Here is a 13106-nt window from a genome sequence, read left to right as displayed (position 1 = left end):
CTGTCTGAAGCAATCGGTTGTCCGATATTTCGGACTGTTGTCTGGTTTACCGGAAAATCTATACTGCGCGCATTCCCGTCCGCCGCGCAAGAGGGGCGTATCCCGGCAATCGGTGTTGGTTACCCTGGCCTCTCATGCCGGCCAACGAAGAGGTGATATGCGTCAATCCACGACATCGACGGCCCGAGCGCGCGGCGTCGACCGCGTCATCTCGCTGTGCGAACAGCTACATCTGCATCGCGAACCGATGACGCCCAAGGAGCTGATGGCGGCCACCGGTGCGCCACGCTCCAGCGTCTATGAGCTGATCAATCTGCTCAGCGAGGCCGGCTGGCTGGAGACCGGCAGCGACGGGCGTATCTTCTTCGGCCGTGCGATGCACTACTTCGGCCTCGACTACGCTGACCACAACGATCTGCTGCGCCGGGCGCGGCCGGTGATGCGCCAGCTCTCGGCGCGCTTCGACGAGACCACGCAGCTGTGCATGCTCGACGGTGACAAGTACACCGTCATGCTCAACGAGAACGGTGCGCGGCCGTTTCGGATCAGTTCCGAGGTCGGGGTCAAGGTGCCGATCCCGTGGACCGCCTCGGGGCGCGTGCTGCTGGGCGGCATGCCGCGGGAGGCGATCCTGGGTTTGGTGCCGGAGGCCGATTTCGTGCTGCCCAGCGGTGAGCAGATCGATATCGATGCCTTCCTCGCCGAGATCGAACACACGCGCCAGCGCGGCTATGCGCTCACCGAAGGGCTGGTGGACAGCTTCGCCTGCTGCATGGCGGTACCCATTCACGAGGGCGATACCGTCGCCCGCGCAACGCTCTGCTTCACCGTAGGGCGCAATGCCGATCAGGCACGCCGCGAGGCTCTCGTCGAGGCTCTGCGCGAGGCCGCCACGACGCTGTCACGCGGTGACTGAGCCGAGTACCGGCCGGCGCTGGCGTCGCTGGTTCTCTGCCCGTGCTGTCATCTTTTCTCTGGCAGCTTTCGCTCTGCCCCTGGAGGCCCGTCATGCACCACCCGCTCAGTCCTGTTTCCGTGATCAGTAGTGTCCCCGTGATCGAGAAAGGCACGCCGTACGGCGCGTCGACGCCGGCCAAGCTGCTGCGCGATGTGCCGCTACCGGCGGCGGTGGTGCTGGCACCGGCGCTGGCCCACAACATCGCCTGGATGCAGCGCTTTGCTGCCGACCATGGCGCCGAACTGGCGCCCCACGGCAAGACCACCATGACGCCTGAGCTATTCAAGCGTCAGCTGGCGGCGGGGGCCTGGGGTATCACCCTGGCCACCGCGGTACAGACAGCGGCGGCCCACGCCCACGGCATCGAGCGCGTGCTGATGGTCAATCAGCTGGTCGGCGAGCCCAACATGGCGCTGGTGGCGGATGCCATCGCCGCGGGGCTGGATTACTACTGCGTGGTGGATGGGGTCGACAACGTGCGTGCGCTGGGTGCCTTCTTCGCCACCCGCGGGCTGCGTCTGCAGGTACTGGTGGAGTTGGGTGTCGCCGGCGGGCGCTGTGGCTGTCGCGACGCTGATCAGGTCGCGGCGGTGGTGGCGGCGATCGCCGCCGAGCCGGCGCTGGCGCTGGTGGGGGTCGAGGGCTACGAAGGGCTGATCCACGGCGGCGACGAGGTCGCGGCGGTGCGCGCCTACGCCGCACGGCTGGTGAGACGGTGCGCAGCCTGCGCGAGAGCGGGGCCTGGCGCGCGAGGCGCCGATCGTCACCGCCTCGGGCTCCAAGTGGTTCGATCTGATCGCCGAAGGTTTCGACCGCGCCGAGCTGCGCCAGCACTACACGCCGGTGCTGCGCCCCGGCTGCTACGTGGTTCACGACCATAAGCTCTATGCCGGCGCCATGGCCGACGTCAAGTCGCGCCATCCGCAGCTCGCCGGTGAGCTGCAGCCGGCGTTGGAGGTGTTCGCCCAGGTGCAGTCGCTGCCCGAACCGGGGCGCGCGATCGTCGCCCTGGGCAAGCGCGACATCGGTCATGAGCCGGATCTGCCCATCGCCCTGCGCCGCTATCCCCAGGGGCAGGCGACGCCGTGCGCGGTCGACGGCTGGCGCAGCGTGCACATCATGGATCAGCATCTGTTTCTCGAGCTGCCCGCCGGCACCGAGATCGCGGTGGGTGACGTGATCGCCTTCGGCACCTCGCACCCCTGTCTGACCTTCGACAAGTGGCGTCGCCTGCTGCTGGTGGATGCCGACCTGAAACGTCGAGGAGACCTGGAAACCTGCTTCTGATGCTGCCCTGACATGCCGCATCACAAAATTGGAAATCCTTTCCATAAATATTGACGCCAGCATCCCGCTCGCTTAACTTGGCACCCGGTGAGCGATGCGGGTGCCCCGTGCCAACGTCGACGCCTCTCTACTTTGGCCATCGCCCGCGGCGGTGGTGGCCCACCCGAGCGCTCTTCCGTCGGGTAAGAGACCTTATTCACAGACGGAAGCTTGGCGAGCCATTGGCTCGCCATTTTTTTGCCCCAGCCCCACGGCCGGCTTGCCGCGCCGCTCACGCCAGGCTTTGTACGAGAACGGTTTACGCGCGTTGGTTTTTCGTACACACCCTGGTTGCTGCCGCACCTTCTAAAGAGCTAGTGGTCTATATCCCCCGTTTTCGCCTGACCGCGCCGCGGCGGGGCGCGCTTCCTGCCGCCCGGCCGGGTGCGAAACGGCAGTAGCGTTCATGGCAGTCAGAAAGGAGGCGTACGTGATTCATCAAGGACGACCGAAGATGCTGGGGCGGGTCCGGCAGTGGCTGCTGGGTGCCGGGTTGCTGGCGCTGGCCGGCGGCGCCCAGGCCCAGCTCGATGATTTCGAGGCGCTGGACAACCCGGCCGAGGCCGAGAAGCCGTTCGAGGGGCAGGCCGAACTGGGCTATCACAAGATCAGCGGCAACAGCCACAGCGGAGCCTGCGGGGCCGGCGCCGACATGACCTGGTTCGATGCGCCTGGTCCTATAACTTGAAGTGGGGGCCAAGAGCGCCAGCGACGATGACGAGACCTCCCGCCGAGGAGTACTCGTCCAGGGCCGCACGCGCTACAACCTCTCTCCGCCCAACTATCTGTTCGGACTGGCGCGCTGGGACAAGGACCGTTTCTCCGGCTACGACTCGCAGAGCACGCTGATCGGTGGCTACGGCCGCCAGCTCCTCGAGGGCCGCCGCACTCGCTTTCGGTCGAGGTCGGCCCCGGGGTAGTCACGACGAGTACACCGGTGACGGCAGTGACGACCTGGCGCTGTTCTACGCGGGCTGGATTACGGCTGGCAGTTCTCCGAGAACTCGCGCTTCACTCAGACCCTGGCCACCGAGTCGTCACGGGAGAACATCATCGGGCGTTCCGAGACGGCGCTGGTCGTGGCGATGAACGATGCTCTGGCGCTCAAGCTCTCCTACGAGGCCGACTTCAACGACAATCCGCCGCCGGGGGCCTCCAGCCAGACCGATACCACTACCGGGGTGTCGCTGTCTATCACATGTGAGCACCCGCACTGACATGTGAGCACCCGCACTGCCGGCATCGCCCGCGCTGATGTGACCATCGGTGCGAGCTCTGGTGTCAGTGCTGGCTTTGGCTCCGGCGTCAGTTCTGGACCGACATCACCGCACCACCATCGACGCGCAGGTTGCTACCGTTGACGAAGGAGGCGTGGGGGGAGAGCAGCATGGCGATGATGTAGGCGACCTCGTCCGCTTCGCCGCGGCGCTTGGCGACGATGCCCGGGCGCTCCTCGTCGAGAAAGCTTTCCACCGCCTCGTCGAATGAGCAGTTCAGCGCTTCGGCGCGCTGATGCATCATGCCGTCGGTCATCGGCGAGGCGATGAAGGCCGGTGCCACGGTGTTGCACAGCACCCCGTGCGCCGCTTCGCGGTAGGAGAGGTTCTTGATGAAGGCGCTCAGCGCGGCCTTGGCGGTGTTGTAGACCGCCTCCTCCCAGTAGGGCTGCACGGTGTTCTCCGAGGTGAGGCAGACGAAGCGCCCCCAGCCCTGCTCGCGCATGGCGGGGATGGTCGCCCGCGCCAGTCGCACGGCGGAGAAGAAGTCGATCTGCCATGCCTCTTCGTAATCGGCGTCGTCAGTGTCAGCGGGTCGCCCTTGGCGCCGGTGATGCCGGCGGCGTGGACCACCATGTCGATATGGCCGAAGCGTTCGCGGCCGCGGGCGACGAGGGCATCGACCTGGGCCTGATCGGTGACGTCGGCGGTGACGCAGAGCGTCGCGGCGTCGAGGTCGACGGCGGCCGCCTCGAGCGCCTCGGCGTCGATGTCGCTGAGGACGAGATTGACGCCCTCCGCGGCCAGCCGCCGCGCGGTCGCCAGACCGATACCGCCCTGGGCGCCGGTCACCAGTGCGGTCTTGCCGCTGATGGCGAGATCCATGCGTTTGCCTCCTTGCAGACGATTGAGATGCCGTCGCGCAGGCGACGACACCAGAGCCTTGAGCATGGCCACGATTGGCGTGCGGCGCCAACCCGGCTTTGTCAGCCCGGACAGGCTGCGGCATAGTGGGCGCTTCTCGCCATCATCACCAGACACCCCCGCACAGCAGACGCCACCAGGCATCGTCTGCAGGCCGCGCCGTCGTCGCGCTAGAACGGGGGATCTCGCAGGGAACGCCATGACAATTCGAATTCTTTCCCGGGCGCTCGGCGCCGGGATGCTGCTCGCGCCGTTGAGTGCGCTGGCCCAGGCAGGCAGTGCCGCGCCCGTGGCCCAGCCGGTCATCGAGGTGACCGCGCCACGCCTGGCGCGGGAACTCTATGCCACGCCGGCGGCCGTCTCCGTGGTCGACCGCGAAGCGATCCAGCAGGGCCAGCAGCGGGTCAGGCTGGACGAGTCGCTCGATCTCGTCCCCGGCCTCTATCTGCAGAACCGCAACAACTTCGCCCAGGGGCAGCGCATCGCCATCCGCGGTTTCGGCGCGCGGGCGCCGTTCGGTGTGCGCGGTATCACCGTGATGGTCGACGGTATCCCCTATACGCTGCCCGACGGCCAGGCACAGCTCGATGCCATCGACCTCGACAGTGCCGAACGCATCGAGGTGATCCGCGGGCCGGCCGCGGTGCAGTACGGCAATGCTGCCGGTGGGGTGATCAGCGTGACCACGGCGGATGGGCGCGACGATCCGGGTAGCCATATTCGTATGGAGGGGGGGGGTCACGGTTATCGCAAGTACGCAGTGAGCAACGGCGGGGTCAATGGCCCCTGGTCGCACCATATCAGCCTCTCGGCCCTCGACTATTCGGGCTACCGCGACCACAGCGCTACCGAGAAGTACCTGCTCAACGCCAAGCTGCGCCGGGAGCTAGATAGCGAGCGTGCGCTCACCGCCATCGTCAATCTGCTCGACAACCCGCGCTCCGAAGATCCCGGTGGATTGACCCGCGAGCAGGTCCACGAGGATCGCGATCAGGCCGGGGCCTTCACCGAGAAGTACGACACCGGCCAGAACGTCGATCAGCAGGTGTTCGGCCTGCAGTACGAGGATCGCTCGGCGGGGCCCGGCGCGCTCTATCTCAAGAGCTTCTATCTGCGCCGCGACTTCGAGCAGCAGTTGCCCTATCCCGGCGATAGCCTGATCGACTATCAGCGTGACTACTATGGCGGCAGCGCCGAGTATCACCAGACCGTGCACCTGGGGCAGATGCCGCTGCGCTATGTCGCCGGGATCGATGTGGCGCATCAGCGCGATGATCGCGGACGCCAGAACGTCGCCTTCAGTGGCGTGGTCACCGGCACGACGGCTGACGAAACCCAGACCGCAACCTCGTTGGGAACCTTCGTGCAGGGCGATCTCGATCTCGACGAGCGCTGGACGCTCTCCCTCGGTGGGCGCTACGACCGGGTCAGGATGAAGATCGACGACGCCTATATCGATCCCGCCAACGAGGACGGTGACGACAGCGGCGAGCGGACCTTCGATCAGTGGAGCACCAGCGCGGGTATCAGCTATCGCTACCGTGCCAACCATCAGCTCTATGCCAACACCGCCACCGCCTACGAGACGCCGACCTTCTCCGAGTTCGCCAATCCCAGCGGCGCCGGCGGCTTCAATGGCGATATCGAGCCGCAGAAGGCGTGGAGCCGCGAGCTGGGCGCGCGCGGCAGCTTCGCCAACGGCTTCGACTACGACGTCGCGCTGTTCTCGGTGCGGGTGCGCGACGAGCTGGTGCCCTACGAGGGTGAGTCCGGGCGCACCTTCTACCAGAATGCCGGCGACAGCGAGCGCGATGGCCTGGAGGTCGCGCTCGGCTGGCAGTTCACCCCCAGCTGGCGCCTCGACAGCGCCCTAACGCTGGCGCGCTACCACTTCGACCACTTCTCCGATACCCAGGGTCGCTACGACGGCAAGCGTATCCCCGGTCTGCCGCAGCAGACCTGGGTCAACCGCCTGAGCTGGCAGGGGGTAGGCCAGCGTTTCGCCAGCATCGAGACCCAGTACGTGGGCGATATGGTGGCGGACAACGCCGGCGAGGTAACGGTCGGCGACTACTGGCTGGTCAATCTGCGCGGTGGCGACGGCTGGCATCTCGGCGGCGATACCTGGCTCAAGACCTATGTCGGTATCCGCAATCTGTTCGCGGTGGAGCACTATGCCAACGTGCGCATCAATGCCAGCAATGCGCGCTACTTCGAGCCAGCCCCGGGCCGAACGGTCTATGCTGGTATAGGGCTGGACTTCTAGGCTTCGTCCGAAAATGGCCTGCGCTCGCCGGCTGTTCGTACCCCCCTAGGCATCAAGCATAACGACACCGGGCTACCCGAGGGGTGCCCGACGGGATCACGAGGAACCTAACATGCGTCATCTGCTCTCTTTTGCCCTGGCTGCGCTGCTGCTGTCACTGCTGGCCGGCTGCACCGTCAACACCTACGCCGATGGCCAGCGCGAGGTCCAGCCCGGCGTGCCCCAGGACGGCCCCACCGCCAATCCGGCAGATGCTACCCGCGGGCAGGAGGGGAGCGGCGAGCTGCCCTGAGCGCCTGCCGTTCACCCCGCCGGAACAGCGCAGCACGAGTCGCTGCGGAGCATGCGACGGGGTGAAGTAAAGTTCGAGATCGAGTCGCCGATAGACGTTCTACGTATTGCCACCCCTTTGAGGCGGGCGGCGCGCGAGCAGATCGGCGGGCGGCCGCGCTGCCCGCGCGCCGCCGCCGAGCGAGAACGCCGAGATGTGCCCGACCCCTTCGCACCGCTGGACCCTGAGCGCACCGCTGGCGGCCCTGGCGCTGATGCTGTTGACGTGGGCGGCCCCCGCCGCCAGCGCTCAGCTTCAGATCACCGATGCCGCCACCGGCGTGCCGCTCAGTGAGGCGGTGGTCGAGATCTACGCGCCGTCCTCGGCGGGCGCCACCCGCGCGGCCGCCGGCGGCTATCAGGTCGTACAGCGCCATGCCACGTTCATTCCGCACGTGCTGCTGATACCGGTGGGTGCCGAGGTCAGCTTTCCCAATCGCGATACCACCCGCCATCAGGTCTACTCCTTTTCGCCGGCGCACCCGTTCAGCCTCGATCTCTATCTCCAGGAGACGCCGCCGCCGGAGCGCTTCGACCACGCTGGCGTGGTCGTGCTCGGCTGCAATATCCACGATGCGATGGAAGCGTTCATCGTGGTCAGCGATGCGCCCTATCGCACGCTCACCGGTGACGATGGTCGCGCCGTCTTCGATCTGCCGCCGGGCCAGCATCGGCTGCGCGTATGGCACCCCCGCCTGGAGGATACGCATCTCGAGTGGTGGGAGGGCGAGATCGTGGCCGACCAGTCCCGCGAGGTGGCGCTCACCCTGGCGGCGAGTCTGCCCCCGGTACCCGCGCCCTCGGCGCTGCAGCAGCGCTTCCAGCGCGCGCTCGAACAGACGCAGGCCAACTGAGTGTCGTTTCGCCGACGCTTGCTGCTGATCATGCTGGCGGTAATGGCCGTGGCCCAGTTGGTCGCCGCCATCGCCACCCTGGGCACCATCCATCGCGATGTCATGCAAAAGGGCGGGCGCGAGCTGGAGGTGGGGCTCGGGGTGATGCGCCAGCTGCTCGACGAGCGCGGCAAGCAGCTGCGCGACAGCGTCGGCATCCTGACCTCGGACTTCGGCTTCAAGAGCGCGATTGCCTCCCAGGACCAGGGTACGCTGGCCAGCGTGCTGGCCAACCATGGTGAGCGGGTGGGCGCCGATATGGTGCTGCTGGCGGCGCCGGACGGCACCATCGTGGCCAGTAGCCACCACGCCCCGGGCACGCCGATGCCGTTCCCACGGCTATGGCGCCAGGTACGTCAGGCCGGCGAGGCGACCGGCGTGGTGCTGCAGGATCAGCGCCCCTATCAGTTCGTCATGTTGCCGGTACGCGCGCCCAATCTGATCGGCTGGGTCGGCATGGGGTTCCTGCTCGATACGCCGCTGGCCGATGAGATGGCGCGGTTGACCCGACTGCAGGTCAGTTTTCTGGTGAGTGGCGCGGAGCAGACATCGGGGGCACCGGGCGATGCCTTAGACGATGCAGCGGGCGATATTTCGGGCGGTATGAAGGGATATGTCGCCGGCGCGCTGGCCCAGGTGCCGCCCACGGCGGTGAGCGCGCTGCGCGCGGATCTGGCGCGCGGTGAGTATCTGCACCACAGCGGCGTCGACTCCAGGCTGGACGCGCTGGTGCTCGCCTCGCCGCTGATGATCTCCAAGTCCGCCTCTGATACAGGTCGTGGCCAGGTCTATGCCGTGGTGGAGCACCCGCGTGCGGATCTGCTGGCGGTGTTCCAGGCGCTCGGTTGGCGGCTGGCGGCGATCTTCGCCGTGACGCTGGCGCTGACCGCGCTGGTCGCTGCCTTCAGTGCACGCAGCATGTCACGACCCTGATCCGCCTGGCACAGGTGGCCCAAAGGATCGGACGTGGCGAGCGGATCACCGAGGTGCCGACCGACAGCGGCGGCGAGATCGGCCTGCTCGGGCGCACCTTGGTGGCGATGCAGAGCGATATCGAGAGCCGCGAGCGGCAGCAGCGCGAGCAGGCGCGGCGTGACCAGCTCACCGGGCTGGCCAACCGCCACTCGGCGCAGCAGGACATTGCCGAGGCGGTCGCGGCGGGGCAGCCGTTGACGCTGCTGCGGCTGTCGATCTGCGGCTTTCGCCATATCAACGATACTTTCGGTTACGCCGTCGGCGATCAGGCCCTGCGCCGGCTGGCGAAGCGTCTTGCCACCTATCCGGCACCGGTGCGTCACGCCTATCGCCTGGGGGGCGATGAGTTCCTGCTGCTGGTCGACTCAGCGGCCGTCGATGCCCACTGGCTGACCTCGCTGCGTGAGGGGCTGGCGCAGCCGATCGAGCTCGAGCAATCGCCGCTGCGCCTGCAGCTCGTCTATGGCGAGGTCAATTTCCCCGCACATGGACGCAGCGCACCGTTGCTGCTGCGACGGGCCGAGGTCGCCATGGACATGGCCAAGCAGCAGCGGCTCGGCTATCTGCGTTATGTGGAGGGGCAGGACGAGAAACGTCTGCGCGAAATGACGCTGGTGCGCGATCTGCAATTGGCGGCCGAGCGGGGTCAGCTGAGTATGGTCTACCAGCCCAAGATCGCCGCCGCCGACGGCGCGCTGGTCGAGCTCGAGGCGCTGATGCGCTGGCAGCATCCGGAGCTTGGTTTCATTCCGCCGGACGAGTTCATCACCCTGGCCGAGAGCGCCGGTCTCATCTCCCAGTTGACCGGCTGGATGTTGACCACGGTGTGCCGGCAGCTGGCCGTCTGGGAAGCCGAGGAGGGGCTGTGCCTGGCGGTGGCGGTGAACCTCTCGGCGCAGGATGTGATCGATCCGGGACTGCCGCAGCGGCTCGATCAGCGCTGGCCACGCATGGCCTGGACCCGGCCAGGCTGGGGCTGGAGGTGACCGAGAGCGCGATCATCTCCGACCCGGAGATATCGCGCCGGGTGCTGGCCGAGCTATCGCGGCGCGGCGCCAGCACCGCGATCGACGACTTCGGCACCGGCTACTCCTCGCTGGCCCAGCTCAAGCGCCTGGCTGTGCGCCAGCTCAAGATCGACAAATCCTTCATTCTCAAGCTCGAGCAGCAGTCCGACGACCGCATCATCGTGCACTCGACGATCGAACTCGGCCACAACCTCGGGCTCGAGGTGGTTGCCGAGGGCGTCGAGACCGACGCCGCGCGGGCGCTGCTGGTCGAGCTCGGCTGCGATTATCTGCAGGGCTACGGCATCTCGCGCCCTTGCCCGCGGCCGCCGTGGCCGAGTGGATCGCCGCCTATCCGCCTGGCGTGCGCCAACCCCTGCGTGCCACCCCGGAGTCGACACCATGATCCTGCGAGGCACCGCCTGATGGCGAGACGTATATCCCGCTGGGGCCGGCGCCTGGCCCTGGGTGCCACCGCGTTGCTGGCCGCCGCCGCGCTGGTCACCCCGGTACAGGCGGGGAGTCGCCTGCTGGGAACCGGCGGCGTGACCCAGATCGAGGGCGCCGCCGGTGGCGGGCTATCACCCTGGGGCGTGCTCGCCGGTACCGCCAGCGATACCGAAGTGGCAGTGACCGTGGCCGCCAGCGAGGCGTGGCTAAACGACTACGGCCTGCGCGTGCGCGGGGTGGGGGTCAACTGGCACGACCGGGTGGCGCTCTCCTACGCCCGCCAGCGGCTGACGCTGGACACTCTGGGCGGCGTGCTCGAGCAGGAGATCTATGGGGTCAAGCTGCGCCTGTTCGGCGACCCGCTCTACCACCCCTGGGGCAGCTGGAGTCTCGGTGTGCAGCACAAGCGGCTCGACCAGGGGCAGGCGCTGGCGCGGGCCGTGGGCGCCGAGGCGACCCAGGGCAACGATCTCTATCTGGCCGGCAGCAAGCTGTTCTTCGACGCCGTGGCCGGGCGCAACCTGCTGGCCAACCTGACGCTGCGTTCGACCCGCGCCAATCAGGGTGGGCTGCTCGGCTTCGGTGGCGATCGCGACAGTGGGCGCTCGCTGGTAGCCGAAGGCTCGCTGGGGCTGTTCCTGACTCCGGCCTGGGCGGTCGGGGTGGAGTATCGGCAAAAGCCCGACAATCTCGGCTTTGCCGAGGAGCAGGCGTGGCAGGACGTCTTCACCGCGCTGTTCTTGACCCGCCACCTCTCGCTGACCGGTGCCTGGCTCGATCTTGGCGATATCGCCGGGCTCAAGAACCAGCGCGGCGGCTATCTCTCGCTGCAACTGGCGCTTTGACGGGGGAGCTTGTGATGTATCCGATCTCGACGCGTGGATACCTGGCCGCGCTACTGCTGGCGTGTGCCCTGAGTGGCTGTGCCGGGGCGAAGCCGCAGCCCGCGCCGACCCTTTATCAGCAGCTCGGCGGCGAGCAGGGCATTCATGCCATCGTCGAAGACTTCGCCTATCGCCTTGCCGATGACCCCGAACTGGTAGCGTTCTTCGCCAACACCAATATCGACTACTTCGTCGGCTCTCTGGCGGACTACCTGTGCGTGGTCAGTGATGGACCCTGTGTCTACCGCGGCGCGCCAATGGACAAGGCGCACCAGCACATGGGCATCCATGAGGCCGACTTCAACCGCCTGGTCGATGCGCTCCAGGCGACGCTGCTAGACCAACCGATTTCCGCCTCGGCGCGCAACCAGTTGCTCAAACGGCTGGCGGCGCAGCACGCCGCGGTCATGCGCTATCAGTGAGCCGTCGGCCAGAGGGTGATAAGGGGGCTAGACCGTGAACCGCCGGCCAGATACGCCGAGGCCCGCGCCGGGTGGCGCGGGCCTCTTATCTGCAGACGTGGGCCTATCCGGCGCCCGTCATCAGAAGGTCTGGCAATAAGCGCCGGGTCTCAGGCGCGATACCGGACTCAGGCGCGGTAGTCGGTCTCGGAGTAGAGCACGCGCAGGCGTACAGTGTGGTTGACCTGCTTGAGCGCGTCGAGCGCCTGCGGGCCGTAGGCCTTGTCGACATCGATCACCACGTAGCCGACCTTGTCGTTGGTCTGCAGGAACTGGCCGGCGATGTTGATGCCGTTCTCCGACAGCACGCGGTTGATCTCGGAGAGCACGCCGGGCACGTTCTCGTGGATGTGCAGCAGGCGGTGCTTGTCCGGGTGCGAGGGCAGTGCCACTTCGGGGAAGTTCACCGAGGTGATGGTGGTGCCGTTGTCGGAGTAGGTGACCAGCTTCTCGGCCACTTCGATGCCGATGTTCTCCTGGGCTTCCAGCGTCGAGCCGCCGATGTGCGGGGTCAGGATCACGTTCTCCAGACCGCGCAGCGGCGAGACGAACTCCTCGTTGCTGCCCTTGGGTTCGACCGGGAACACGTCGATCGCCGCGCCCAGCAGCTTGCCGCTCTGGAGCGCTTGTGCCAGCGGTTCGATCTCGACCACCGAGCCGCGCGAGGCGTTGATCAGGATGCCGCCCTGCTTCATCAGCGCGATCTGCTCGGCGCCGATCATCCAGCGGGTGGCGGGCAGGTCGGGCACGTGCAGGCTGACCACGTCGGCGCGCGCCAGCAGCTCTTCGAGGCTACCCACCTGGCGGGCGTTGCCCAGCGCCAGCTTGGTGACCACGTCGTAGTAGATCACGTCGAGGCCAAGGGATTCGGCGAGCACCGAGAGCTGTGCGCCGATGCTGCCGTAGCCGACGATCCCCAGGGTCTTGCCGCGCGCCTCGTGGGCGTTCTTGGCCGACTTGAGCCAGCCGCCCTGATGGGCGCGGGCGTTCTTCTCCGGGATGCCGCGCAGCAGCATGATGGTCTCGGCCAGTACCAGCTCGGCCACCGAGCGGGTATTGGAGAAGGGCGCGTTGAATACCGGGATCGCGCGCGCCAGGGCGGCGTCGAGGTCGACCTGGTTGGTGCCGATGCAGAAGCAACCTACCGCGGTGAGCTTCTCGGCGGCGGCGAAGACCCGCTCGGTGAGCTGCGTGCGCGAGCGGATGCCGATGAAGTGGACGTCACGGATCTTGTCGATCAGCTCTTCTTCGCTGAGCGAGGTGGAGAGCGTTTCGATGTTGGTGTAGCCCGCGTTGAGCAGCGAATCCACGGCGGACTGATGAATGCCCTCGAGCAGCAGAAACTTGATCTTGCTCTTGTCCAGAGACGTCTTGGCCATTGGGGGATCAACCTTTCTTCATCGGCTTGTCGCGAG

11 protein-coding genes and 3 pseudogenes are annotated in these 13106 nt (G+C 67.0%); 12 read left to right on the top strand and 2 right to left on the bottom strand.

Annotated elements, in window-relative coordinates:
* Positions 1–157: 157 nt before the first annotated feature.
* The 5 genes and pseudogenes from CN538_RS06440 to CN538_RS22135 all read left to right on the top strand — a co-directional run bounded on the left by CN538_RS06440 (position 158) and on the right by CN538_RS22135 (position 3501).
* Positions 158–916, top strand: a complete 759-nt coding sequence (locus CN538_RS06440; RefSeq protein ID WP_106418910.1) for an IclR family transcriptional regulator — start codon at positions 158–160, stop codon at positions 914–916.
* A 92-nt stretch (positions 917–1008) separates the two neighbouring features.
* Positions 1009–1839 carry an alanine racemase gene (locus CN538_RS06435; RefSeq protein WP_242495597.1) on the top strand — a complete coding sequence of 277 codons (831 nt, stop codon included), beginning with the start codon at positions 1009–1011 and terminating at the stop codon, positions 1837–1839.
* On the top strand, positions 1823–2245 hold the full coding sequence (locus CN538_RS22140) for a type III PLP-dependent enzyme domain-containing protein (protein WP_242495596.1): 423 nt from the start codon (positions 1823–1825) through the stop codon (positions 2243–2245). Before CN538_RS06435 ends, CN538_RS22140 begins: the two co-directional genes overlap by 17 nt.
* Before the next feature lie 469 nt (positions 2246–2714).
* Positions 2715–2972: a hypothetical protein gene (locus CN538_RS06430; protein ID WP_129591311.1), complete on the top strand. Its 258-nt coding sequence runs from the start codon at positions 2715–2717 to the stop codon at positions 2970–2972.
* A gap of 1 nt (position 2973) precedes the next feature.
* A pseudogene (locus tag CN538_RS22135) lies at positions 2974–3501 on the top strand (DUF481 domain-containing protein).
* Between the two features lie 88 nt (positions 3502–3589).
* On the opposite strand, the pseudogene CN538_RS22130 reads toward CN538_RS22135, so the two are convergent.
* A pseudogene (locus CN538_RS22130) lies at positions 3590–4386 on the bottom strand (SDR family NAD(P)-dependent oxidoreductase).
* A 238-nt stretch (positions 4387–4624) separates the two neighbouring features.
* On the opposite strand from CN538_RS22130, the gene CN538_RS06410 reads away from it, so the two are divergent.
* The 7 genes and pseudogenes from CN538_RS06410 (at position 4625) to CN538_RS06380 (ending at position 11652) form a co-directional block, all read left to right on the top strand.
* Positions 4625–6691 carry a TonB-dependent receptor family protein gene (locus CN538_RS06410; protein WP_106418906.1) on the top strand — a complete coding sequence of 689 codons (2067 nt, stop codon included), beginning with the start codon at positions 4625–4627 and terminating at the stop codon, positions 6689–6691.
* Between the two features lie 112 nt (positions 6692–6803).
* The gene (locus tag CN538_RS06405) at positions 6804–6983 is read left to right on the top strand and encodes a hypothetical protein (protein ID WP_106418905.1); all 180 of its coding nucleotides are present in this window, start codon (positions 6804–6806) and stop codon (positions 6981–6983) included.
* Between the two features lie 193 nt (positions 6984–7176).
* A complete protein-coding gene (locus CN538_RS06400) occupies positions 7177–7875 on the top strand; it encodes a cupredoxin domain-containing protein (RefSeq protein WP_106418904.1) in 699 nt (232 codons plus the stop codon).
* Positions 7876–8847: a cache domain-containing protein gene (locus CN538_RS06395; protein WP_106418903.1), complete on the top strand. Its 972-nt coding sequence runs from the start codon at positions 7876–7878 to the stop codon at positions 8845–8847.
* 14 nt (positions 8848–8861) lie between these two features.
* Positions 8862–10153, top strand: a pseudogene (locus CN538_RS06390) (putative bifunctional diguanylate cyclase/phosphodiesterase); the annotation flags it as partial.
* A gap of 168 nt (positions 10154–10321) precedes the next feature.
* Positions 10322–11191, top strand: a complete 870-nt coding sequence (locus tag CN538_RS22125) for a DUF3034 family protein (protein WP_207233735.1) — start codon at positions 10322–10324, stop codon at positions 11189–11191.
* Between the two features lie 14 nt (positions 11192–11205).
* Positions 11206–11652, top strand: coding sequence for a group I truncated hemoglobin (locus CN538_RS06380; protein WP_106418900.1), 447 nt, complete (start codon positions 11206–11208; stop codon positions 11650–11652).
* Positions 11653–11819: 167 nt separating this feature from the next.
* Here the strand turns inward: CN538_RS06380 and serA are convergent, their stop codons facing one another.
* A complete protein-coding gene (gene serA / locus CN538_RS06375) occupies positions 11820–13070 on the bottom strand; it encodes a phosphoglycerate dehydrogenase (protein ID WP_106418899.1) in 1251 nt (416 codons plus the stop codon).
* Between the last annotated feature and the right edge of the window lie 36 nt (positions 13071–13106).

This window comes from Salinicola tamaricis, assembly GCF_003006155.1.
GTDB classification, from domain to species: domain Bacteria; phylum Pseudomonadota; class Gammaproteobacteria; order Pseudomonadales; family Halomonadaceae; genus Salinicola; species Salinicola tamaricis.
This window is presented reverse-complemented; position numbering and strand designations above follow the sequence as displayed.